General features: G+C 66.6%; 28 protein-coding genes. 17 read left to right on the top strand and 11 right to left on the bottom strand.

The window, feature by feature from the left end:
- Nucleotides 1-13 precede the first annotated feature (13 nt).
- Entirely contained in the window at nucleotides 14-916 is a 903-nt protein-coding gene (locus tag G6N18_RS07055) for an NAD-dependent epimerase/dehydratase family protein (protein ID WP_082999908.1), read from the bottom strand.
- A gap of 52 nt (nucleotides 917-968) precedes the next feature.
- On the opposite strand from G6N18_RS07055, the gene dapB reads away from it, so the two are divergent.
- Genes dapB through G6N18_RS07035 form a run of 4 tightly spaced genes read left to right on the top strand, consistent with a single transcriptional unit; the run spans nucleotide 969 to nucleotide 3095 of the window.
- Entirely contained in the window at nucleotides 969-1703 is a 735-nt protein-coding gene (gene dapB / locus G6N18_RS07050) for a 4-hydroxy-tetrahydrodipicolinate reductase (RefSeq protein ID WP_082999909.1), read from the top strand.
- Nucleotides 1703-2167 carry a tetratricopeptide repeat protein gene (locus G6N18_RS07045; RefSeq protein ID WP_082999910.1) on the top strand — a complete coding sequence of 155 codons (465 nt, stop codon included), beginning with the start codon at nucleotides 1703-1705 and terminating at the stop codon, nucleotides 2165-2167. The genes dapB and G6N18_RS07045 overlap by 1 nt, the downstream gene beginning before the upstream one ends.
- The gene (locus G6N18_RS07040) at nucleotides 2164-2622 is read left to right on the top strand and encodes a flavodoxin family protein (RefSeq protein ID WP_067224949.1); all 459 of its coding nucleotides are present in this window, start codon (nucleotides 2164-2166) and stop codon (nucleotides 2620-2622) included. The genes G6N18_RS07045 and G6N18_RS07040 overlap by 4 nt, the downstream gene beginning before the upstream one ends.
- A gap of 2 nt (nucleotides 2623-2624) precedes the next feature.
- Entirely contained in the window at nucleotides 2625-3095 is a 471-nt protein-coding gene (locus G6N18_RS07035; protein WP_067224948.1) for a hypothetical protein, read from the top strand.
- Here the strand turns inward: G6N18_RS07035 and G6N18_RS07030 are convergent.
- Complete coding sequence (locus G6N18_RS07030; protein ID WP_082999911.1) at nucleotides 3089-4012, bottom strand: HpcH/HpaI aldolase/citrate lyase family protein; 924 nt, start codon at nucleotides 4010-4012, stop codon at nucleotides 3089-3091. The genes G6N18_RS07035 and G6N18_RS07030 overlap by 7 nt on opposite strands.
- A gap of 57 nt (nucleotides 4013-4069) precedes the next feature.
- Nucleotides 4070-4810 (bottom strand): dienelactone hydrolase family protein, encoded by a 741-nt coding sequence (locus tag G6N18_RS07025; RefSeq protein WP_082999912.1) that lies wholly within the window; start codon nucleotides 4808-4810, stop codon nucleotides 4070-4072.
- 43 nt (nucleotides 4811-4853) lie between these two features.
- Between G6N18_RS07025 and G6N18_RS07020 the strand changes: the two genes are divergently transcribed.
- The 3 genes from G6N18_RS07020 (at nucleotide 4854) to G6N18_RS07010 (ending at nucleotide 7483) form a co-directional block, all read left to right on the top strand.
- A complete protein-coding gene (locus tag G6N18_RS07020; RefSeq protein ID WP_082999913.1) occupies nucleotides 4854-5654 on the top strand; it encodes a thymidylate synthase in 801 nt (266 codons plus the stop codon).
- Complete coding sequence (locus G6N18_RS07015) at nucleotides 5644-6132, top strand: dihydrofolate reductase (protein ID WP_082999914.1); 489 nt, start codon at nucleotides 5644-5646, stop codon at nucleotides 6130-6132. Before G6N18_RS07020 ends, G6N18_RS07015 begins: the two co-directional genes overlap by 11 nt.
- 127 nt (nucleotides 6133-6259) lie before the next feature.
- Nucleotides 6260-7483 (top strand): winged helix-turn-helix domain-containing protein, encoded by a 1224-nt coding sequence (locus tag G6N18_RS07010; RefSeq protein WP_082999915.1) that lies wholly within the window; start codon nucleotides 6260-6262, stop codon nucleotides 7481-7483.
- Between the two features lie 69 nt (nucleotides 7484-7552).
- On the opposite strand, the gene G6N18_RS07005 is transcribed toward G6N18_RS07010, so the two are convergent.
- Complete coding sequence (locus G6N18_RS07005) at nucleotides 7553-7855, bottom strand: DUF4193 domain-containing protein (RefSeq protein ID WP_067215235.1); 303 nt, start codon at nucleotides 7853-7855, stop codon at nucleotides 7553-7555.
- 150 nt (nucleotides 7856-8005) lie between these two features.
- Between G6N18_RS07005 and thyX the strand changes: the two genes are divergently transcribed.
- From thyX to G6N18_RS06990, 3 genes are all read left to right on the top strand, one after another.
- Nucleotides 8006-8758, top strand: coding sequence for an FAD-dependent thymidylate synthase (gene thyX, locus G6N18_RS07000; protein ID WP_082999916.1), 753 nt, complete (start codon nucleotides 8006-8008; stop codon nucleotides 8756-8758).
- A gap of 78 nt (nucleotides 8759-8836) precedes the next feature.
- The gene (dapA, locus tag G6N18_RS06995) at nucleotides 8837-9685 is read left to right on the top strand and encodes a 4-hydroxy-tetrahydrodipicolinate synthase (RefSeq protein WP_234806082.1); all 849 of its coding nucleotides are present in this window, start codon (nucleotides 8837-8839) and stop codon (nucleotides 9683-9685) included.
- Nucleotides 9685-11364 (top strand): ribonuclease J, encoded by a 1680-nt coding sequence (locus G6N18_RS06990; protein ID WP_082999918.1) that lies wholly within the window; start codon nucleotides 9685-9687, stop codon nucleotides 11362-11364. The genes dapA and G6N18_RS06990 overlap by 1 nt, the downstream gene beginning before the upstream one ends.
- Before the next feature lie 2 nt (nucleotides 11365-11366).
- On the opposite strand, the gene G6N18_RS06985 is transcribed toward G6N18_RS06990, so the two are convergent.
- Both G6N18_RS06985 and G6N18_RS06980 read right to left on the bottom strand, forming a co-directional pair.
- Complete coding sequence (locus G6N18_RS06985; protein WP_082999919.1) at nucleotides 11367-12182, bottom strand: mycofactocin-coupled SDR family oxidoreductase; 816 nt, start codon at nucleotides 12180-12182, stop codon at nucleotides 11367-11369.
- Nucleotides 12182-12496 (bottom strand): putative quinol monooxygenase, encoded by a 315-nt coding sequence (locus G6N18_RS06980; RefSeq protein ID WP_082999920.1) that lies wholly within the window; start codon nucleotides 12494-12496, stop codon nucleotides 12182-12184. The genes G6N18_RS06985 and G6N18_RS06980 overlap by 1 nt, the downstream gene beginning before the upstream one ends.
- Nucleotides 12497-12513: 17 nt before the next feature.
- On the opposite strand from G6N18_RS06980, the gene G6N18_RS06975 reads away from it, so the two are divergent.
- Nucleotides 12514-15132: an FtsK/SpoIIIE family DNA translocase gene (locus G6N18_RS06975; RefSeq protein WP_109749337.1), complete on the top strand. Its 2619-nt coding sequence runs from the start codon at nucleotides 12514-12516 to the stop codon at nucleotides 15130-15132.
- Nucleotides 15133-15180: 48 nt separating this feature from the next.
- Here the strand turns inward: G6N18_RS06975 and G6N18_RS06970 are convergent, their stop codons facing one another.
- Nucleotides 15181-15690 carry an amino-acid N-acetyltransferase gene (locus G6N18_RS06970; RefSeq protein ID WP_234806074.1) on the bottom strand — a complete coding sequence of 170 codons (510 nt, stop codon included), beginning with the start codon at nucleotides 15688-15690 and terminating at the stop codon, nucleotides 15181-15183.
- A 41-nt stretch (nucleotides 15691-15731) separates the two neighbouring features.
- On the opposite strand from G6N18_RS06970, the gene pgsA reads away from it, so the two are divergent.
- The 4 genes from pgsA to pspM all read left to right on the top strand — a co-directional run bounded on the left by pgsA (nucleotide 15732) and on the right by pspM (nucleotide 18526).
- On the top strand, nucleotides 15732-16328 hold the full coding sequence (gene pgsA / locus G6N18_RS06965; protein ID WP_082999922.1) for a CDP-diacylglycerol--glycerol-3-phosphate 3-phosphatidyltransferase: 597 nt from the start codon (nucleotides 15732-15734) through the stop codon (nucleotides 16326-16328).
- Nucleotides 16329-16431: 103 nt separating this feature from the next.
- Nucleotides 16432-16752 carry a transcriptional regulator ClgR gene (gene clgR / locus G6N18_RS06960; protein ID WP_067214819.1) on the top strand — a complete coding sequence of 107 codons (321 nt, stop codon included), beginning with the start codon at nucleotides 16432-16434 and terminating at the stop codon, nucleotides 16750-16752.
- Between the two features lie 115 nt (nucleotides 16753-16867).
- Nucleotides 16868-17683 carry a phage shock protein PspA gene (gene pspA / locus G6N18_RS06955; RefSeq protein ID WP_082999923.1) on the top strand — a complete coding sequence of 272 codons (816 nt, stop codon included), beginning with the start codon at nucleotides 16868-16870 and terminating at the stop codon, nucleotides 17681-17683.
- A gap of 24 nt (nucleotides 17684-17707) precedes the next feature.
- A complete protein-coding gene (pspM, locus tag G6N18_RS06950) occupies nucleotides 17708-18526 on the top strand; it encodes a phage shock envelope stress response protein PspM (protein WP_082999924.1) in 819 nt (272 codons plus the stop codon).
- A gap of 9 nt (nucleotides 18527-18535) precedes the next feature.
- Here the strand turns inward: pspM and G6N18_RS06945 are convergent, their stop codons facing one another.
- Nucleotides 18536-18976 carry a limonene-1,2-epoxide hydrolase family protein gene (locus G6N18_RS06945; RefSeq protein ID WP_067214831.1) on the bottom strand — a complete coding sequence of 147 codons (441 nt, stop codon included), beginning with the start codon at nucleotides 18974-18976 and terminating at the stop codon, nucleotides 18536-18538.
- Between the two features lie 41 nt (nucleotides 18977-19017).
- Between G6N18_RS06945 and G6N18_RS06940 the strand changes: the two genes are divergently transcribed.
- Together G6N18_RS06940 and G6N18_RS06935 are read left to right on the top strand one after the other, a co-directional pair.
- On the top strand, nucleotides 19018-20190 hold the full coding sequence (locus tag G6N18_RS06940) for a glycosyltransferase (RefSeq protein ID WP_067214836.1): 1173 nt from the start codon (nucleotides 19018-19020) through the stop codon (nucleotides 20188-20190).
- 10 nt (nucleotides 20191-20200) lie between these two features.
- Nucleotides 20201-20395: a DUF3046 domain-containing protein gene (locus G6N18_RS06935; RefSeq protein ID WP_082999925.1), complete on the top strand. Its 195-nt coding sequence runs from the start codon at nucleotides 20201-20203 to the stop codon at nucleotides 20393-20395.
- A gap of 5 nt (nucleotides 20396-20400) precedes the next feature.
- On the opposite strand, the gene G6N18_RS06930 is transcribed toward G6N18_RS06935, so the two are convergent.
- Genes G6N18_RS06930 through G6N18_RS06920 form a run of 3 tightly spaced genes read right to left on the bottom strand, consistent with a single transcriptional unit; the run spans nucleotide 20401 to nucleotide 22312 of the window.
- Nucleotides 20401-20832 carry a hypothetical protein gene (locus G6N18_RS06930; RefSeq protein WP_082999926.1) on the bottom strand — a complete coding sequence of 144 codons (432 nt, stop codon included), beginning with the start codon at nucleotides 20830-20832 and terminating at the stop codon, nucleotides 20401-20403.
- Nucleotides 20833-20884: 52 nt separating this feature from the next.
- On the bottom strand, nucleotides 20885-22012 hold the full coding sequence (gene hypD, locus G6N18_RS06925; protein ID WP_082999927.1) for a hydrogenase formation protein HypD: 1128 nt from the start codon (nucleotides 22010-22012) through the stop codon (nucleotides 20885-20887).
- Between the two features lie 27 nt (nucleotides 22013-22039).
- Nucleotides 22040-22312, bottom strand: coding sequence for a HypC/HybG/HupF family hydrogenase formation chaperone (locus G6N18_RS06920; RefSeq protein WP_082999928.1), 273 nt, complete (start codon nucleotides 22310-22312; stop codon nucleotides 22040-22042).
- Nucleotides 22313-22315 lie beyond the last annotated feature (3 nt).

Genomic DNA, 22315 nt, shown 5'->3' with positions numbered 1-22315 from the left:
TCGCCGAGCGGTGTCACACGTCGACGAGATCCGGGTGGCACTTGGCCGCCATGCGGCGCAGCCCGTCGCGCCAGTCCACCGTGGTGGTGCCGACGAGCTCTCTCATTCGGCTGACGTCAACCGGGTTGCCGCGCAACGCATTCCCGTCCACCTCGAACACCGGTTCGCGGCCCACCAACGAGCCGAGGTAGGTGCACCACTCCTGGACGCTGATCATCTGTTCACCGGCCCAGTTAATGGTCGTCGCCGGAACAGATGCGGCCGCAAGCAGTTTCGGAACGGTCGCAATGATGTCGTGCTCGTGGATCGGGTTGTAGAGCGCCGGCGGGCCCGGCGGCACCGGGATCGGCGTCCCGGCCAGGATCATCTCCAGGTGGAACAACGGCCACCCTCCGTTGTCGCCGTAGGGGACGTTGAGCCGGGCGACCGTCGCCGGCACGCCGAGTGCGCGGGCCATGGACCGGACGACGACCTCGCCGGCGATCTTGGAGATGGAATACGTCGGGAACAGCTGCTTGTGGTTGTCGCCCAGAGCGGCGTTCTCGGTTCGCGGCTCGTCGTGCGGCGGGTCGTAGACCGCGGCCGAGGAGCAGTGCAGGAACGCCTTCGTGTCGGGGCAGTGGGCCATCAGCAGGCCGACCGATTCCGCGTTGGCGCCGAGGTCCTTGTCCCAGCGGCCGCTCTTGGCTACCGCGAAGTTGAGCACGTAATCGAAATCTCTTGGCAGGGAGTCGAAAACCCCTGCCGCCATATTGACGGCTTCGCAGCGCACCCCGGCCGCTGCGAGCCCGTCGCGGGCCGTGGCATCGGTGAACCGGGCGATGCCCCAGACCTCGTTGTCGGCGGCGAGAGCCTCGGCGACGGGAGCCGCGACCTGACCCGTCGCACCGGTGATCAGTATCTTGGCGTCCTGCATGCGCCGATGGTAGGGGAGGGGCGGCTGTGCCGTGGGCGGATAGGGTGACCGCATGCGAGTCGGAGTTCTTGGCGCCAGGGGCAAGGTCGGCACCACGATGGTCGAGGCCGTCGAGGCCGCCGATGACCTGACATTCGCGGCCGGAGTCGACGCCGACGACCCGTTGAGCCGGCTTGTCGACGCCCAGACCGAGGTCGTCATCGACTTCACCCATCCCGAAGTCGTGATGGACAACCTGCGGTTTCTCGTCGAGAACGGAATACACGCCGTCGTCGGCACCACCGGCTTCACCGACGAGCGGTTAGCACAGGTCCGTCAATGGTTGGACGCCAAACCGGGCGCTGCGGTTCTCATCGCGCCCAACTTCGCGATCGGTGCGGTGTTGTCGATGCATTTCGCGCAGCAGGCAGCTCGCTACTTCGAGTCCGTCGAAGTCATCGAACTGCACCACCCGCACAAGGCCGATGCGCCGTCCGGCACCGCGGCACGCACCGCGCGACTCATCGCCGAGGCACGAAAAGATATGCCTCCCAATCCAGATGCCACCAGCACCGGTCTGGAAGGCGCCCGCGGTGCCGACGTGGACGGTGTTCCGGTGCACTCCGTGCGCCTGGCGGGGCTCGTCGCCCACCAGGAGGTGCTGTTCGGCACGCAGGGGGAAACGCTGACGATTCGGCACGACAGCCTGGACCGGACCTCGTTCGTGCCCGGCGTTTTGCTCGCCGTGCGACGCGTGGCCGAGCGGCCCGGGCTCACCGTGGGTATCGAGCCGCTTCTCGATCTGTAATGGCCGACGGCGGTCGCGCAGTGCGCGTTCAACTGCTGATCGGCTTCATGTGCGTTGCGCTGGTCGTCTACTTCGTGCTGCTCGGACGCATCGCGATGGCGTTCGTCGCCACGGGGGAGGCGGCCGCCGTCGGCCTGGGCTTGGCGCTGATGATCCTGCCGGTGATCGGGCTCTGGGCCATGCTCAGCACGCTGCGCGCGGGCCTGACGCATCAGCGGCTCGCGCGCATCGTCCGAGAGGAGGGCCTGGAGCTCGACGTCAGCGCGTTGCCGCGGATGCCGTCGGGACGGATCCAGCGGGACGCCGCCGATGAGCTGTTCGCGACCGTGCGTGAAGAATTGGAGAACGACCCGGACAACTGGCGGCGGTGGTATCGACTGGCACGGGCGTACGACTACGCCGGTGACCGCAGCCGCGCGCGGGAAGCGATGAAGAAGGCCGTCGAACTGGAGGAACGCCGATGAGCAAGACGCTGTTGGTGGTCCACCACACCCCATCGCCGGGCACCCGCGAGTTGCTCGAGGCCGTGGTCGACGGCGCCAAGGACCCCGAGATCACCGGTGTCGACGTCGTCGTCAGACCGGCGTTGGCCGCAACCCTGCCCGACATGCTCGACGCCGACGGCTACCTGTTCGGGACGACCGCCAACTTCGGGTACATGAGCGGCGCGCTCAAGCACTTCTTCGACACCGTGTACTACCCGAGCCTCGACCACGTCGGCGGACGCCCGTACGGGATGTGGGTGCACGGCAACAACGACACCGTCGGCGCAGTCAACGCGGTGGACAAGCTCGCCGCGGGGCTGGCACTGTCCAAGGTGGCGGATGTGCTCGAGGTCGTCGGACCCGTTGACGCCGGTGTCCGTGAGCGAGCCTACGAATTGGGCGGCACATTGGCCGCGACCCTGATGGAGGACTAGGCATGCCGGGAATTGCCGATCTCGCCCTAGGCGCAGCGCCGATCGCGGGCGGTGCCATGTTGGGTGTGATCGCAGGAAATCTCAAACCGCCCGACGTCCGCGGTTTGATCATCAAGGATCTCGACCTGCTGGAACGAATTCCGCCAGATCAAGTGGAGCGCCGCGCCCGTCTGCAAGCCAGCATCGACGAGCGCATCGACGATCTGATCTCGGCCGGCGAACGCAGTCGCCAATTGCGCGAGGCGGCAATGTCGTACAAAGGCAATTGGCGCGACATCGTGGTGTTCATCTGCGCTCTGTTGTTCACCTTCATCTGGTGGAATGTCAGTCACAGCCGGTCCAACTGGCTGGTGATGTTCATCGCGATGATCGTGGTGTCCGTCGCGGCGGGCATCTACGCGGGCAGGGGCATCTTGCGCGCCGTCCGCCGCTTCCTGCACCGCAATGAGAGCGAGCCCGAAAAGCCTCAGTAGTGGTAGGTGTCCGACGGCGCCGGAATGTGTGCCGGATCGTCGACGTCGTCGAACGCGGACACCTCGATGCCGTATGCCCGGGCCAGTTCGAGGATCTTGTTGGCCCTCGCAATGCGGGGTAGGTCCGAGCCGTTGCGGATCTCGCCGCCGTCGCGTTCGAACTCGGTGAAAAACTCCTTGGCCCAAGCGATTTCCTCGGGTGACGGGGAGAGTCCTTCGTTGACGGTGGCGCACTGCTCGGGGGTCAGGCAGATCTTGCCGGTCATGCCGAACTCGGCGGAAACCGCGGTGGCCTCGCTGAGCTTGAGCGCACTCGAACCGACTGTCGGGCCGTCGATCGCGCTCGGCAGGTGGGCGGCTTTCGCGGCGATCGTGAACCGCGACCGCGCATACGCCAGCGTGGTCGGGCTCTCGCCGAAGCCCGTGTCGCGCCGGAAATCGCCGATACCGAAGGCCAATCGGAACGTCCCTTTCGCCGCGGCGATGGCGGTGATTCGCTCGAGCCCCCGCGCCGTTTCGACCAGCGCGACGATCGGCACGTTCGGCAGCCGGTTGGCGGTTTCGGTGACATGGTCGACGGATTCGACCATCGCCAGCATCACTCCGCCGACCGATGTCTTTCCCAGAGTGTCGAGATCGTCTGCCCACCATGGTGTGCCGAACCCGTTGATGCGGACCCAGTCGGTGTTTCCCTCATCGAGCCAGCGGACCACGTTCTCGCGGGCCAGAACCTTGTCCTTCGGGGCGACCGCATCCTCGATGTCCAGGACGACGATGTCCGCTCGGGACCGCACGGCGGGCGCGAACCGCTCGTACTGTGCCCCGTTCACCAAGAGCCAGCTGCGGGCGAGCACCGGGTCGATACGCGAGCCGACGTCGTCGTGTTCCTGGTGAGTGTCGGGTTCCAAACCGTCCATCGGATCATCGTTGCGTATCAACGCCGCGTGGCGTGCTCGGACAGGGGCAATTGGGCGTTAATTGGGCAAGGCGGATTCGAACAGTTCCTGCAGCGCGATCCAATGACGTTCGGCGGCCTCTTCGTCGTACGGCGCATTGTCGGGCACCGCGAACCCGTGTTCGGCGGGATAGAACTCCACGGTGTGGGAGACGTTGGCCGCGGTCAGCGCCTTGTCGAGGGTCTCGGCATCCTCAGTCGTGAACCCGCGGTCCTTGGAGGCGCCGGCGACATACACCGTGGCCTTGATCCGGTCGGCCAGCAGATGCGGGCTGGCGGGATCGTCGGTGACCAGACCGCCGGCATGAAAGGAGCCCGCTGCGCCGACGCGGTCAGGCACCCGGCCGGCGACGATGACCGACGTCCGGCCACCCATGCAGTAGCCGCAGACGCCGAACGTGTCGCCCTTGACCTCAGGACGGCCGGCCAGGAAGTCGAAGAATGCCGTGGCGTCGGCGGCCATCATGTCGGGCGTGATCGACGAGATCATCCGGAACAGTCGCTTGCGCTGCTTCGGGTCGGTGAACGCGGTCGTCATGTCGAAGGGCTCCCAGTCGCCGTGGCGGTAGTACACGTCGGGCAGCAGCACCGCGTGGCCGAAGCCGGCCAGGCGAGCCGCCATCTCCTGGAAGGTGTCGCGCACGCCACCGGCGTCGACGTACATCACGACGCCGGTCCACGGTCCGGTGCCGTTGGGGGTGTGCAGGGTGACAGGGCAGGTGCCGTCAGCGGTGCTGACGGTGGCGGAGATGCTCGGCATGGCTTCCGTTCTACTCGTCGGCTCTGGACGTAAGCTTGGCGGCGTGCCGATCGCCACGCCCTACGAAGATCTACTGCGGCTGGTGATGGAGCGTGGGACGGCCAAGTCGGACCGCACCGGCACCGGCACCCGCAGCCTGTTCGGCCACCAGATGCGATACGACCTGGCGGACGGCTTTCCGCTGATCACCACCAAGAAGGTGCACACCAAGTCGATCGTCTACGAATTGTTGTGGTTTCTGCGTGGCGACTCCAACGTGCGCTGGCTGCAGGAGCGTGGAGTCACCATCTGGGACGAATGGGCCTCTCCGACAGGGGATCTCGGACCCGTCTACGGGGTGCAGTGGCGGTCGTGGCCGACCCCGTCGGGTGAGCACATCGACCAGATCAGTGCCGCGCTGGAGCTGCTGAAGTCCGATCCGGACTCGCGGCGCAACATCGTCTCGGCGTGGAACGTCGGCCAGATCCCGCAGATGGCGCTGCCGCCGTGCCACGCGTTCTTCCAGTTCTACGTCGCGGACGGCAGGCTTTCGTGCCAGCTTTATCAGCGCAGCGCCGACCTCTTCCTGGGGGTTCCGTTCAACATCGCCAGCTATGCGTTGCTGACCCACATGATGGCCGCGCAGGCCCGGCTGGATGTCGGCGAGTTCATCTGGACCGGCGGGGACTGCCACATCTACGACAACCACGTCGAGCAGGTGACCGAGCAGCTCAGCCGCGAGCCTCGGCCGTATCCGGAACTCGTTCTGGCGCCGCGAGATTCGATCTTCGAATACACCTACGAAGACGTCGCGATCCTCAACTACGATCCGCACCCGGCGATCAAGGCCCCGGTTGCGGTCTGAGGTAGGGCTCATCTGGGCTCAGTCGACTTCGGGTGTCATCGGCCGTGGCGGCGGCATCCCGTGGCGGCTGCCCGAGGATCAGGCACGGTTCAAAGACCTGACGATGGGCCACACGGTCGTGATGGGCAGGCTGACGTGGGAGTCGCTGCCGGCGAAGGTGCGGCCGCTGCCGGGACGCAGAAACGTCGTGCTCACCCGCCGGGTTGGCTATGCGGCCGACGGGGCGGACGTGGTGGCGTCGCTGGAGGACGCGTTGACCGACGCTTCAGTCTGGGTGATCGGCGGCGCGCAGATTTATGCGGCGGCTCTGCCGATCGCCACGCGTTGCGAGGTGACCGAGATCGAGATCGACCTGCCGCGTCAGGATGCCGACGTGATGGCGCCGGTGCTCGACGAATCGTGGCTCGGCGTGGCGGGGGACTGGGTCACCAGCACGTCGGGGCAGCGTTACCGGTTCTACAGCTACCGGCGGGCCTGAGCGCGTCGGCTGCGCACCAGTCACACCGATCGACGTTTCGCAGAGCTGTACCCGAGCTTTGCCTGCGAATCGTCGCGCGATGTGACTGCCGAGACTCGCGCGGGATTTGTCGGTGCCGTGTTGCACGATGGGGTGCGTGCCGACCAGACTCACGGCCGATCAGGCGCGGCGTGTCGCCGTCGAGGCGCAGGGATTCGCCGATGCGAAGCCGAACGGTGCGGTCACCCGTGCGCACCTGCGCAGGTTGATCTCACGGATTCAGGTGCTGCAGTTGGACTCGGTGTCGGTGTCGGTGCGCGCCCACTACGCGCCGGTGTTCAGCCGGCTGGGGCCCTACGACCGCGATGTGTTGGACCGGGCGGCATGGAGCCATTCGGCCCGTTCTCCGCGGCTGCTGGTCGAGTACTGGGCGCACGAGGCCGCGTTGATGGCCGTCGACGACTGGCCGCTGCTGCGCTGGCGCATGCGCGAGTACACCCACGGCCGGTGGGGCACGCACATTGTCAAGCGAAACGAGAAGCTGGCCGAGCAGGTCGTCGCCGCGGTGACGGAGTTGGGCCCGTCGACGGCTGGGCAGATCGAAGCGCATCTGGGAGCCGAACAGCGCGGCCGCAAGGGTCCGTGGTGGGACCGCAGCGACACGAAGTGGGTGACCGAGGCGCTGTGGTCGTCGGGCGTGTTGACGACGGCGACGCGGGTCGGTTTCGCGCGGCATTACGACTTGACCGAACGGGTGTTGCCGGCGGAGGTCTTGGCGCGTGAGGTCGACGACGACGACGCCGTGCGCGAACTGGTGCTGCGCGCGGCCGGTGCACTGGGCGTGGCGACCGAGCCGGACCTCCGCGACTACTTCCGACTGTCACCGAGTCAGGCGAAACCCGCGATCGCGAAGCTGGTCGCCGACGGTGCGCTGGAACCGGTCGAGGTTGACGGATGGAAGGGCCCCGCGTATCTGCGGGCGGGACAGATCATTCCGCGGCGTAACCGGGGGACGGCGCTGTTGTGTCCGTTCGATCCGCTGATTTTCTTCCGGCCCCGGGTCGAGCGGCTGTTCGGATTTCATTACCGCATCGAGATCTACGTTCCCGCGGCGAAGCGCCAGTACGGCTATTACGTGTGGCCGTTTCTGCTCGACGGCGAACTGGTGGGGCGTGTGGATTTGAAGGCTGATCGGACGGCGGGCGTTCTACACGTGGTGGGTGCGTTCACGGAGCCAGACGCAGAGCGATCGGTAGTAGCACCGGCGCTGGCGGGCGAATTGCGGTCGATGGCGTCATGGCTCGGATTAGGAGACGTTACGGTCGGCGAGAATGGCGACCTGGTGTGTGCTTTGCGCCGGGCGTCGGGTTGATGTACGTCTCGCGCGAGGTCCTAGAGACGCAGCCCGACGCTCGGCGAAAGACGAATCGGTCGAGCCTGCTCAGACGCAGTCGGCGCAGATCGTCCGGTCGCCGGACTGCAGGGCGAGCCGGCTGTGGTGCTGCACCAGGAAGCAACTCGAGCAGGTGAACTCGTCGGCCTGCTTCGGGATGACCCGCACGGTGAGCTCCTCACCCGACAGATCGACGTCCGGCAGGTCGATCGAGTCGACCGGGTCGCCGTCGTCGACGTCGAGCACCGCCACATCGGCCTGTCCGCGGCGCCTGGCGGCGATCGCCTCGAGCGACTCGTCGACCGCCTCGTCGCTCTCCTTAACGCGGGGTGCGTCGTAATCGGTAGCCATCAGTCACACTCCCTCTCAAGATCGGTCCTTGGGTAACACCGATTGAGAACGGGTTTGTTCCCTGCGGGCCCACGGTCGAAACCTCGCATCTGCACGTTCCTGCAACGCGCCACACCACGGCCTGGTCGGCGGCCCACGTTAGGGTGAGCCGTGGCCGAGACCACGCCGCTGCGCGTCCAACTGATCGCCAAGACGGAGTTCACCGCGCCGCCGGAGGTGCCGTGGAGCACCGACGCCGACGGCGGGCCGGCCCTGGTCGAGTTCGCCGGTCGTGCGTGCTATCAGAGCTGGTCCAAGCCGAATCCGCGCACCGCAACGAATGCCGCCTACATCCGGCACATCATCGACGTCGGGCACTTCTCGGTGCTCGAGCACGCGTCGGTTTCCTTCTACATCACCGGAATCTCTCGGTCGTGCACCCACGAGCTGATCCGCCACCGGCACTTCTCCTACTCCCAGCTGTCTCAGCGCTACGTTCCCGAGCGCGACGCTCAGGTCGTGGTGCCACCGGGTATCGAGGACGACCCCAAACTGGCGGAGATCTTCGCCGCCGCCGCCGACGCCAGCCGATCCACCTACAACGAACTGCTCGACCGTCTCGAGGCCAAATTCGCCGATCAGCCGAACGCGGTCCTGCGGCGCAAACAGGCGCGCCAGGCGGCGCGGGCGGTGCTGCCGAACGCCACCGAGACCCGCATCGTCGTCACCGGCAACTACCGGGCATGGCGGCACTTCATCGCGATGCGGGCCAGTGAGCACGCCGACGTGGAGATTCGTCGGCTGGCCATCGAATGCCTGCGCCGACTCGTCGATGTCGCACCGCAGGTGTTCAGCGACTTCGAAATCTATGCGCTGGCCGACGGCACCGAGGTCGCCACGTCCCCTCTGGCCACTGAAGCGTGACGGTAAGCGAGTAATCTGAGCCCCGTGAGCACCAGCGGAATCGACGTAACGGCCCAGTTGGGCACTGTGCTGACCGCAATGGTGACTCCGTTCAAGCCCGACGGCTCGCTGGATACCGACGCCGCGGCCCGGTTGGCGAATCGACTCGTCGACTCCGGGTGTGACGGCCTGGTCCTGTCGGGAACCACCGGTGAATCGCCGACCACCACCGACGAAGAGAAGCTTGCGCTGGTGCGGGCGGTGCTCGAGGCGGTCGGCGACCGCGCGCGCATCGTCGCCGGTGTCGGCACATACGACACGGCCCACAGTGTGCGCGGAGCCAAGCTCGCCGCCGCTGAGGGCGCCCACGGTCTGTTGGCGGTGACGCCGTACTACTCGCGGCCGCCGCAGGCCGGCCTGGTCGCCCACTTCAACGCGATCGCCGATGCGACGGATCTGCCGGTCATCCTCTACGACATCCCACCGCGGTCGGTCATCCCGATCACGTGGGACACAATGCGCAGGCTTGCCGAGCATCCCAACATCGTGGCCGTCAAGGACGCCAAGGGGGACCTGCACGGCGGCGGCCAGATCATCGCCGAAACCGGGTTGGCGTACTACTCCGGTGACGATGCGCTGAACCTGCCGTGGCTCGCGATGGGGGCGGTCGGCTTCGTCAGTGTCTGGGCTCATCTGGCTGCCAGCCAGCTACGGGACATGTTGTCGGCTTTCCAGTCCGGCGATATCGCGACGGCCCGCAAGATCAACGTCACGCTGGGGCCGCTGAACAACGCTCAGACACATCTGGGCGGAGTGACGCTGTCGAAGGCGGGTCTGCGGCTGCAGGGTTTCGAGGCCGGTGACCCGAGGCTGCCGCAGATACCCGCAACGGCCGAACAACTCGACGCGCTGGTCGCCGATATGCGGGCGGCCGCGGTGCTGCGGTAGTGAACGAAGAACTCAACCGACCGGGGCCGCTGGCCCCCGGCGCATTGCGGGTCACCGCGCTCGGCGGGATCAGCGAAATCGGCCGTAACATGACCGTTTTCGAGCATCTGGGCCGGCTGCTGATCGTCGACTGCGGAGTGTTGTTCCCCACGCACGACGAGCCCGGCGTCGACCTGATTTTGCCCGACCTGCGTTTGATCGAGGACCGCCTCGACGACGTGGAAGCCCTGGTGCTCACCCATGCGCACGAGGACCACATTGGCGCCATCCCCTTCCTGCTGAAGCTACGACACGACATCCCCGTGGTCGGTTCGAAATTCACGCTCGCGCTGATCGCCGAGAAGTGTCGTGAACACCGGATCAAGCCCGTGTTCGTAGAAGTCGACGAGGGCCAGAGCTCCAGACACGGCGTGTTCGAATGCGAGTACTTCGCGGTCAACCACTCGATTCCCGGGTGTCTGGCGATCGCAATACACACCGGTGCCGGCACCGTGCTGCACACCGGTGACATCAAGCTCGACCAGTCTCCGCCCGACGGCAAGCCCACCGATCTGCCCGGGATGTCGCGACTGGGCGATGCCGGGGTGGACCTGTTCCTGTGCGACTCGACCAACGCGGAGATCCCCGGTGTAGGACCGTCGGAAAGCGAGATCGGGCCGAACATGCATCGGCTGATCCGCAGCGCTCAGGGACGCGTCATCGTGGCCTGCTTCGCGTCGAATGTCGGTCGCGTGCAACAGATCATCGACGCCTCGGTGGCACTGGGCCGCAAGGTTGCATTCGTCGGCCGGTCGATGGTCCGCAACATGGGGATCGCGAAGGAGCTCGGCTACCTGACGCTGACCAACGATGACGACATCATCGACATCGGCGCCGCGGAGATGATGGCGCCAGAGCGGGTCGTGCTGGTTACCACGGGGACACAGGGCGAGCCGATGGCGGCGTTGTCACGGATGTCGCGGGGTGAGCATCGCAGCATCACCCTGACGGCGGGTGACCTCATCATCATGTCGTCGTCACAGATACCGGGCAACGAGGAAGCGATCTTCGGCGTGCTGGACGCGCTGGCCAAGATCGGCGCACGTGTCGTCACCAATGCGCAAGTGCGCGTTCATGTTTCCGGACACGCATACGCCGGTGAGCTGCTCTTCCTCTACAACGGCGTGCGACCGCGCAATGTGATGCCCGTGCACGGCACCTGGCGGATGCTGCGGGCCAACGCGGGTCTTGCGGCCCGCACCGGTGTTGCGGAAGAAAACATCGTGCTGGCCGAGAACGGCGTCAGCGTCGACCTGGTGGCGGGCCGGGCATCGATCGCCGGTGCGGTACCGACGGGCAAGATGTTCGTCGACGGTCTGGTCACCGGGGATGTGGGCGACGCCGTGGTCGGCGACCGGCTCACGCTCTCTTCGGGATTCATCGGCATCACCATCGTCGTCCAGCGCGGTACCGGTAAGCCCGCGGCGCCGCCGCATCTGCACTCGCGCGGATTCTCCGAGGATCCCAAGGCGCTGGAGCCCGCTACTCGTAAAGTCGAGGAGGCGCTCGAAGCCCTTGCCGCGGAACGGGTGACCGACCTCAATCGCATCGCGCAGGCCGCGCGGCGGGGCGTCGGCAAGTGGGTGGGCGAGACGTACCGCCGTCAGCCGATGATCGTGCCGACGGTCATCGAGGTCTAGCCTCAGCGCTTGTTGATGTAGCCCGCGTCGACGGGCAGCGTCACGCCGGTAATGTAGCGCGCGGCGTCGGACACCAAGAAGGCGACCGCGTTGGCGGTGTCATCGGGGTCGAGGATTTCGACCGGTAACGCGTTGCCCATGTCGACGGGCTTGCCGGTCTGCGTGACGACGTCCTGCAGCCACCGCTGAATGAACTCGTTCTCGATCATCGGGGTCCCGACACCCGCCGGATGTATCGAGTTGACTCGAATACCGTGTGGCGCGAGGAGATTGGCGTAGACCCGCATCAGGCCGACCATGCCGTGCTTGGCGGCGGCGTAGCCGATCGAGCCTGAGTCGTCGCTTCCCCCGCCCACCAAGCCCATCACCGAACTGATCAGCACAATCGCCCCGCCGCCGCGCTCGGTCAGCGGATAGCGGGTCACCTCTATCGTGTGGAAGACGCCGGTAAGATTCACGTCGATCACGTCGAGCCAACCGGCCTCACCCGACTGCATCGGGGCGATTCCCGCGTTGGCGACGACGATGTCCAGGCCGCCGAAGGCGTCCAATCCGGCTTGCAGCGCCTGCTCCAACGATTCGCGGTCGCGAACATCGGCTTGCCGTGCCACTATTCGCGCACCGGTGTCCTCGACGAGGTTCACGGTCTCGGCCAGATCGTCTGCAGTCGCCAGCGGGTACGGGACCGACGCGATCTGCTCGCAGATGTCGACGGCGATGATGTTCGCGCCGTCGGAGGCCAGCTTGAGGGCTTCTGCCCGGCCCTGGCCCCTCGCAGCGCCGGTGATGAAGGCGACCTTGCCGTCGAGCGGAGCCATCAGGGACGCAGTGCTCCCTTGCTCGGATCGCCTGCGACGACCGGCTGCAGCAGCTTGATGTCAGGCGCACCGTCGAGATGCTCGCCCACCGTGCCGAAAAGCGTTGCGATCGCGGGCGCGGTGCTGTGGGTCTTCAACGCGTCTTCGTCTGCCCACTGCTCGACGAACACGAAGGTGCCGTTGGATTCGTGCAGGGCGTAGAGCTGGCACCCGGGTTCCTCGTGCACCGCCTCGATGGCCTTCTTGCACGCCTCCCGAACGGCGTCAACGGATTCGGACTTGGCGGTCATGGTGGCGACGACGACAACGGGCATGACGGGGGGACTCCTCGATGAGTGTCTGCAGGACGAGAGCAGCCTACCCACGCGCAGTGCGACGATCGGGAGCACCGTCTGGCTGGTCGCAGAACGGCATCAATCTATATGCAGTTGTTACTTGTGTGGCAGATGGTGAATCTGGGGCCCAAGGGACTAGTCTTACAGGCATGCCTAGTAAGACCGCCGCCCGCTCCGGGAACCGTTCGAGCAGGTCAAAGGCCGGTTCGCGATCGGGCAGCCGGACGGCGCCCCGTCGTAAGCCGGCGCCGCGTCGTACCGCGTCGCCGATTTCGTCGGCCGGCGCCACGGTGGGTCGCGGGGTGCGGGCGGGGTGGCTGATGTTGGCCAAGGGTGCCGGCAGCACCGCGCGTTCGGTCGGTCGTGCCCGCGATCTCGAACCCGGCCATCGCCGCGACGGGATCGCGCTTGCGCTGCTCGGCCTCGCCGTCGTCGTCGCGGCGAGTTCGTGGTTCGGCGCCGCGCGACCGGTGGGCGAGTGGCTCGACAGCTTCCTGCGGACGTTGATCGGCGCTGCCGTCGTGCTTGTCCCGCTTGCAGTGGCCGCGGTCGGCATCACGCTCATGCGCACCGAACCGGACCCGGACGCCAGGCCGAGGCTGATTCTCGGCTCGACGATGATCGCGCTGCCCGCGCTCGGGTTGTGGCATCTGTGGGCCGGCTCGCCCGAGGCTCCGGCTGACCGGCAACATGCCGCGGGCTTCTTCGGCTTCGCCATCGGCGGTCCGCTCTCCGACGGGCTGACGCCGTGGATCGCCGCGCCGCTGCTGTTCATCGGTGTTCTGTTCGGCGTACTGCTGGTGACCGGCACCACGATCCGCGAAGTGCCGTCGACGGTGCGAACGATGTTCTCTGCGCGAGGCTTCGGCGACTACGGCTACGACGATTACGACGACGAGGACACCGCTGTCATCGCTGAGCGCGAGGACTTCTCCGACGGCTATTACGACGACTCGTACCCGCCCGGCGACGATGCGGCGCGCGCGTGGCCCGCGGGCACGCCGATGGAGAACTATCCCATCGAGGACGAGGCACCGACGGTTCCCGAGCCAACCGCCAAGTCCCGCAAGAAGAAGCCGGCCAGACAGCAGAGCCTGTCGCTGGATCGCGTAGTCGACGGACCCTACACGCTGCCCTCGCTGGATCTGTTGATCGCGGGCGATCCGCCGAAGCGGCGCAGCTCCGCTACCGACCGCACGGCCGAAGCGATCACCGAGGTGCTCCAGCAGTTCAAGGTCGACGCCGCCGTGACCGGCTGCACCCGTGGACCGACCGTCACCCGCTACGAGGTGGAACTCGGTCCTGGTGTGAAGGTCGAGAAGATCACGCAGCTGCAGAAGAACATCGCGTACGCGGTGGCTACGGAAAGCGTGCGAATGCTCGCCCCTATCCCGGGCAAGTCCGCCGTCGGGATCGAGGTGCCCAACGTCGACCGGGAAATGGTGCGCCTGGCCGACGTGCTCACCGACCCGTCCACGCGCGGCGACCACCACCCGCTGGTGATCGCGCTGGGCAAGGACATTGAGGGCGAGTACATTTCATGGAATCTCGCGAAGATGCCGCATCTGTTGGTGGCCGGTTCCACGGGCTCGGGCAAGTCCAGTTTCATCAACTCGATGCTGATCTCGCTGCTCGCCCGAGCCACCCCCGAAGAGGTCAGGATGATCCTGATCGATCCAAAAATGGTGGAACTGACGCCGTATGAGGGCATTCCGCACCTGATCACGCCGATCGTGACTCAGCCGAAGAAGGCCGCTGCCGCTCTGGCTTGGCTGGTCGAGGAAATGGAGCAGCGCTACCAGGACATGCAGGCGTCGCGGGTGCGTCACATCGACGACTTCAACAAGAAGGTGCGCTCCGGGGAGATCACCGCACCATTGGGCAGCCAGCGCGAGTACAAGCCCTACCCGTATGTGGTGGCGATCGTCGACGAGCTGGCGGACCTGATGATGACCGCACCGCGCGACGTCGAGGATGCGGTGGTGCGGATCACCCAGAAGGCGCGTGCCGCCGGCATCCACCTCGTGCTGGCGACGCAGCGGCCATCGGTCGACGTGGTCACCGGACTGATCAAGACCAACGTTCCGTCGCGACTGGCGTTCGCGACCTCGTCACTGACCGACAGCAGGGTGATCCTCGATCAGCAGGGCGCGGAGAGGCTGATCGGCATGGGCGACGGGCTCTTCATCCCGATGGGAGCCAACAAGCCGATCCGGCTTCAGGGCGCCTTCATCACCGACGAGGAGATTCACGCCGTCGTCGAGGCGACGAAGGCACAGGCCGAGCCGGAGTACACCGAGGGCGTCACGACCGCGAAGACCACCAGTGAGCGCACCGATGTGGACCCCGACATCGGCGACGACATGGACGTCTTCCTGCAGGCGGTCGAACTCGTGGTGTCCAGCCAGTTCGGATCCACGTCGATGTTGCAGCGCAAATTGCGGGTCGGGTTCGCCAAGGCGGGCCGGTTGATGGACTTGATGGAGACGCGCAACATCGTCGGGCCGAGCGAGGGCTCCAAGGCCCGCGAGGTGCTCGTCAAACCCGACGAGCTGGCCGCCACGCTCGCGTCGATCCGCGGTTCGGACACCGGCAGCGACGACGACGACGAGTGATTTCGGTGTCGTCGGTTGCGGCAGCCGCGACCAATTACACCCGAGTCACTACAGCGTCAACAGCATTCGCGTGTTGCCGAGGATGTTGGGTTTGACGAACGACAGGTCGAGGAACTCCGCGACACCGGTGTCATACGAACGGCACATCTCCTCGAAGACCTCAGCGGTGACCGGCGTGCCGTCGATCTCCTGGAATCCGTGTTTGTTGAAGAACTCGACCTCGAAGGTGAGCACGAAGATCCGCTCGAGGTGCAACTCGCGGGCCACGTCGAGCAGCCGGTCGACGATCGCGTGCCCGACGCCGTGGCCCCTGACCTTCGGGTGCACCGCGACGGTGCGCACCTCGCCGAGGTCGGACCACAGCACGTGCAGCGCGCCACACCCGATCAGTTCCCCGTCTTTCTCGGCGACCCAGAACTCCTGCACGGCTTCGTAGAGCGTCACCAGATTCTTCTCCAGCAGGATCTTGCCGGAGTAGATGTCGACCAGAGCTTTGATGGCGGGGACATCCGAGGTTCGCGCACGCCGCACGACGACCTCGCAGGATTCTGCGCTCACAGGTGGAGAGTATCCGTTCGAGCAACCGATATTCTGTTGCGGTGTCGGGCCCACCTCATACTGATCCGCTGGTCCCGCGCGCCCGCGTAGCGAACATCGCGAACGTGCTCACCGGCGTGCGGATGGCGTTGGTCCCGGTTTTTTTGGTGGTGATCTTCGTCGGTGATGGTCATGAAACATTCTGGCGCATAGTGGCATTCGTGGTGTTCAGCGTCGCGGTGATCACCGACCGGTTCGACGGGGCGCTGGCCCGCAGCTACGGCATGGTTACCGAATTCGGCACACTGGCCGATCCGATCGCCGACAAGGCCCTCATCGGTGCGGCGCTGATCGGGCTTTCGATACTGGGCGACCTCCCGTGGTGGATCACCGCGGTGATTCTGATCCGGGAGATCGGCATCACCGTGTTGCGGTTCGCCGTGTTGCGGTTCGGGGTGATACCCGCCAGCCGGGGCGGCAAGCTCAAGACCTTGGTGCAGGCGGTGGCGATCGGCCTCTTCGTGCTGCCACTGTCCGGTGCGTGGCTGTCTTCGGCCTGGGTGATCATGTGGGCGGCGCTGGTCCTGACGGTGGTCACCGGCGTCGACTACGTCGTTTCCGCGATCAAGGATTCCAAGGGTCGGCCCGCTGATCGGTGACGACGCCGGCACGACAGTGATCTGCGCCATTCGGGAACCAACCGCCCCGCGTGCAGCGTTGCCCTTTACGAGGCTTATTCACTGACTCCGGAGGGAGAGCACGATGACGGCATTGCTTCGCGAGGTGATCGGCGACGTGCTGCGTCGGGCCCGCGTCGACCAGGGACGCACCCTGCGGGAGGTGTCCGATACTGCGCGGGTCAGCCTGGGTTACCTCTCCGAGGTCGAACGCGGGCGCAAGGAAGCCTCGAGCGAACTGCTCAGCGCGATCTGCGGCGCTCTCGACATCCCGCTGTCACGAGTGCTCTCCGACGCCGGTCTGGAGATGGAGCGCGTGGAGCGTGCCGCGTTCGCCGGCGCGGCCAACATCGACGCCACCACCAAGGTGGTCATCCCGCAGGTCGTGTCGATGGCGGTCGCCTGACCCCTGGTCCGACACCGAGTGGGTGTGGCGATGCGCGCTGACCCGATAGATTGGGCAGCACGGTAAGCCGGGCCGGCGAGTCCGAGACAACGACACGAAGGCGGAGTGAACTGACATGGCCAATCCTTTCGTCAAGGCGTGGAAGTACCTCATGGCGCTGTTCAGCTCCAAGGTCGACGAGTACGCCGACCCGAAAGTGCAGATCCAGCAGGCCATCGAGGAAGCCCAGCGCCAGCATCAGGCGTTGACGCAGCAGGCCGCCCAGGTGATCGGGAACCAGCGCCAGCTGGAGATGCGGCTCAACCGCCAGCTCGCGGACATCGAGAAGCTGCAGGTCAACGTCCGGCAAGCGCTGACGCTGGCCGATCAGGCCGTTGCCTCGGGCGATGCCGCCAAGGCAACCGAGTACAACAACGCCGCCGAAGCGTTCGCGGCGCAGCTGGTGACCGCCGAACAGAGCGTGGAGGATCTCAAGGCCCTGCACGATCAGGCGCTCAACGCGGCCGGCCAGGCCAAGAAGGCCGTCGAGCAGAACGCGATGATGCTGCAGCAGAAGATCGGCGAGCGCACCAAGCTGCTGTCCCAGCTCGAACAGGCCAAGATGCAGGAGCAGGTCAGCTCGTCGCTGCGGTCGATGAGCGAGTTGTCCGCGCCGGGCAGCACGCCGAGCCTCGACGAGGTGCGGCAGAAGATCGAACGCCGGTACGCCAACGCGATGGGCGAGGCCGAGCTTGCGCAGAACTCGGTGCAGGGCCGGATGATGGAGGTCCAGCAGGCGAGCGTGCAGATGGCCGGCCACTCGCGGTTGGAGCAGATCCGCGCCTCGATGCGCGGCGAGCAGTTGCCTGCCGGCGGCAATGCCGCGGCGCGGCCAGCTACCCCGGCGGCCAATCCGCAGCAGGCGGCGCCGGAAAATCCGCTGTCCCAATAGCCAAAGACTTCGTAGAGGTAACCAGTGAGTTCGCGAACGAGTCGACCGGAGCCGTGGCGCTCGCTGGTTCAGCGGGGTGTGGACACCGCCGCCGAGTGGTCCGACGTGTTGGCCGCCAAGCTGAACGCCGCCGCGGATCCGCGCGCGAAGTTGCTGCGCAAGCGGCGCTGGGCGCTGCGGCTCACCCTGTTCTTCACGGTTTCCTGCGTGTTCTGGATCGGCGTGACGGGATTGGTCGCGGCGTGGGACACGCCCGCCTGGGCGCTGCTCATCCCGTCTCCGATCGCGGTCGGTGCGGCGTTCCTGGCCACGCTGGCGTTCCTGCGGTACCGCTGGCTGCGACGCGAGCCGCTGCCGCCGCCACGATCCCGCACCACGCGCCGGCTTCCGCCGTGGGGGTCGGCCGCCCGCCAGCCGATGGCGGCACTGGCGGCCTCTGAGCGCGGGTTGTTCTCACTGCTGGGTGTGATGGAGCGCGGACGGATGCTGCCCGCGGACGAGCTTCGGGAGTTGACCGCCGCGGCCAATCAGACCGCTGTGACCATGGCCGCGACCGCGAACGAAGTGGTGTCGATGGAGCGGGCGATCCGGTCGGCGCCGCAGTCACGCGCCCATCTGGCCGCCACAATTGCGGCGTTCACCACGCAACTCGATCATGGCGCGCGGCAGTACAACGAAATGGTCGGCGCCGCAGCGCAACTAGTGTCTGCGGCGAACGCCGGACCGACGTCCACCTCGCCGCTGTGGCAACAGCGCTACCGCGACGAGTTGTCCAATGCCACCGATCGCCTCCTCGGCTGGGCTCAGGCGTTCGACGAACTCGGCCACGTCCGCGGCGCGTAACCGCCGGAGTTACATCGAGGGCCGCAGCGACGGGAACACCGTCGCGGCGATTCCCCGCAGCGTCGCCTTGACGAAGTCGAACATGTCGAAGTAGTCGCGCCACAACGTGATTCGGCCGGCGTGGACCTCGAACACCCCGCACACCCAGAACTGCAACCGGACCGGTCCGAAGACCAGTGCGTCGGTGCGCTCGGTCAGCACCGCGTTGCCCTCCCCGGCGACGCGGTGGATCTTGACTTCGAAGCCGTATTTGCCCTCTGCCCGTCTCATCATGCCGATGATGCGTTGACGCCCGCGGATGGTCGGAAACCCGACGTTCTGCCATTCGGCGTTGTCGGCGAGCAAGCCCTCGGCGGTTGCGAAGTCCTCGTCCTGCAGGGCGTAGAGGAAGGTCTCCACTGCCCGGATGTTGTCGACGTCGGTTTTCAGTCCGGAAGCCTGGTCGGTCATGGGCTCAGCCTAGTGCTGATGCGCTGTGGCAAGGTAGCCCAATGCGTGTGGCGGTTGTTGCCGGACCGGATCCGGGGCACGCCTTTCCGGCGATCGCGCTGTGCCTTCGCTTTCTGGCCAACGGCGATTCACCGACGCTGCTCACCGGTGTGGAGTGGTTGGAAACCGCCCGCGATGCCGGGGTGCCCGCCGTCGAGCTGCTAGGGCTGGACCCGACGGACAGCGACGACGACGCTGACGCGGGCGCGAAGATCCACCGGCGCGGCGCCCGGATGGCGGTGCTCAATGCGCCGCAACTGCGCGAGATCGGGCTAGATCTGGTGGTCTCCGACGTCATCACCACGGCCGGCGGGTTGTGCGCCGAACTTCTCGGGTTGCCGTGGGTGGAGTTGAACCCGCATCCCCTGTACCGGCCGTCGAAAGGACTGCCACCTATCGGCAGCGGGCTGGCACCAGGGGTGGGTGTCCGCGGCCGGCTGCGCGACGCGGTCCTGCGTACGCTTTCGGCCCGGTCCTGGCGGGAAGGCATCCGCCAGCGCGCGGCGGCGCGGGCCGAGATCGGGTTGCCGGCAACCGATACCGGTCCCCGCCGACGGCTGATCGCCACCCTGCCCGCCCTTGAGGTGCCACGGCCCGACTGGCCGGCCGAAGCCGTGGTGGTGGGCCCCCTGCATTTCGAGCCGACGTCGACGACGCTGGACGTCCCGGCGGGTACCGGCCCGGTGGTGGTCGTCGCGCCGTCCACCGCCACCACCGGCGCCGGCGGCCTGGCAGAGGTCGCGCTGGAGGCACTGACACCGGGACGGGTGTTGCCGCCGGGATCTCGGGTGGTGGTGTCGCGCCTCGGCGGCACGGACGTCGCGGTACCGCCCTGGGCGGTCATCGGGCTGGGCAGGCAGGACGAACTGTTGTCGCATGCCGACCTGGTGATCTGCGGCGGGGGACACGGCATGGTCGCCAAGACGCTGCTCGCCGGGGTCCCGATGGTGGTGGTGCCTGGTGGCGGCGATCAATGGGAGATAGCGAATCGCGTTGTGCGGCAGGGCAGCGCGCGGCTGGTGCGCCCTCTGGACCGGGACGCGCTGGCGCGGGCGGTGCGCGAAGTACTCGCCGAACCCGGCTACCGGGACGCTGCGCGGCGGGGCGGAGCGACGGTTGCCGACGTCGAAGATCCGGTACGGGTGTGCCATGAGGCGTTGATGTCTTCCGCGTAGGTTTGGGCTCGTGCGGTTGACGGAATTCCATGAACTCGTCGAGGGTCAGTTCGGCCCGGTGCGCGGCGCATCACTGCTCGTCGATCATGTGTTGAGCGGGCTCGGGGGGCGGACCGCCGCGCGGGCCATCGAGGACGGCGTCGACCCGCGGGACGTCTGGCGCGCGCTGTGCTCGGACTTCGACGTCCCGCGCGATCAGTGGTGAAATCGCTACTGCTTGTCCTCGGCGCGACCGGTTCCCGCGGTGTGTGACGGGCCCACCCGGTCATCGCCGCGGTCGGACTCCGGCATCTGTGCCGCCGGCTGTTCCTCGGCCGGTGATGCGGTCGACCCGCCGCCGGGCGTAGGGCCCTTGTAGCCGGCATCGGTGGCGGGCTTGACCGCTCCACCAGTCCGTGCGCCGCCCGCATCTGTGGCGTCCGCCTTCGCCGACGTTTGCCGCCCCTCGTAGGGCGGCAGCTCAGACTCGACATCCCCCGGTGGCTCGTTCGTGAAACCCGTCTCGAAGTCGGGCTTGCCGCCGTCGTCATACGACGGAACGGACTCGTCACCCTCATAGGTGCCGGAGGGCCGATCTGCCGGCCCGCCTGACGGTTCATCGGATCCGGTGCCGCGCGATCCCCGTTCTTCCGGCTTCGTCATGACTCTTCCTCCTCACCCCCGCCACATCGGATGCGGCGACGTTGTTTGTGGTCTAGGCCCGCTGGCCGAGCACGAGCGCGGTTTCGCGGTGCAACCGGCCAAAGTTGTAATAGGCCGCGCACGCGCCCTCGGGAGAGACCATGCAGGTCCCGATCGGCGTCTCCGGCGTACAGGCGGTGCCGAAAACCTTGCACTCCCACGGCTTGATGACGCCCTTGAGCACCTCCCCGCATTGGCACGCCTTGGGATCGGCCACTCGGACGCCGGGCATCTCGAACTTGACCTCGGCGTCGAACTCGGCGTAGTCCTGGTGCACCTTGAGAGCGCTCTGCGAGATGAAGCCCAGCCCGCGCCATTCGAAGTGCGGTCTCAACTCGAATGTCTCGGCCATCAGCTTCAGCGCCTGGGTGTTGCCATCCGGCCGCACGACGCGGGTGTACTGGTTCTCGACCTCGCAGCGTCCGTCGCGGATTTGCTGCAGCAGCATGTGCACCGAAGCCAGGATGTCCAGCGGTTCGAATCCCGCGACCACCATCGGCTTTCGGTACACGTGGGGAACGAACCGGTAGGGCCGCAACCCCACGACGGTCGAGACGTGGCCGGGCCCGAGGAACCCCGACAGCCGCAGGTCGGGCGACTCGAGGATGGCCTTGATCGGCGGCACGATCGTGACGTGGTTGCAGTACACGGAAAAGTTCGTCACCCCGAGCGCGCGGGCGCGCACAAGCGTCACCGCGGTCGACGGCGCCGTTGTCTCGAAACCGACTGCGAAGAAGACGACGTGGCGGTCGGGGTTGTCGACGGCGACCTTGAGCGCGTCCAGCGGGGAATACACGAACCGCACGTCCGCGCCGCATGCCTTGGCTTCGATCAGATTTCCCTTGGACCCGGGTACGCGCATCATGTCGCCGAACGTCGTGAAGATGACACCCGGTTGTTCGGCGAGCCACATCGCGTCGTCGACGCGGCCCATCGGGATCACGCAGACCGGGCAGCCGGGGCCGTGCACCAGTTCCACCGTCTCCGGCAGCAGGTGTTCGATGCCGTGGCGGTAGATGGTGTGGGTGTGGCCGCCGCAGACCTCCATGAACTTGAAGTCGTCGCCGGAGGAGAGTTCGGTGATCGATCTGACCAACGCGCGTGCGGCCGCAGGGTCGCGGAATTCGTCGACGAACTTCATGACATGCCTCTCAGGCGATCTCGGACATCATCGAATTTCAGATGAAGTGAATGCTTCGATTTCATTTGCGTAGTCGGCGCCCATCTTCTGCACCTGGTCGAGCGTCAGTTTCGCCTCGCGTTCATCGATCTTGGCCATCGCGAAGCCGACGTGCACCAACACCCAGTCACCGATCTGCAGGTTGTCGTCGGCCAGCAATCGCACGCTGATGTTGCGGCGCACGCCGTTGACGTCGATCTTGGCCAGCGATTGTTGGGCGTCGACGATGTCGACCACCTGGCCGGGAATCCCCAGACACATCGT

Origin of the sequence: Mycolicibacterium celeriflavum (assembly GCF_010731795.1) — a bacterium.
GTDB classification, from domain to species: Bacteria; Actinomycetota; Actinomycetes; order Mycobacteriales; family Mycobacteriaceae; genus Mycobacterium; species Mycobacterium celeriflavum.
The sequence above is the reverse complement of the archived record's forward strand: the minus strand, read 5'-3'. Positions and strand labels throughout refer to the sequence as shown.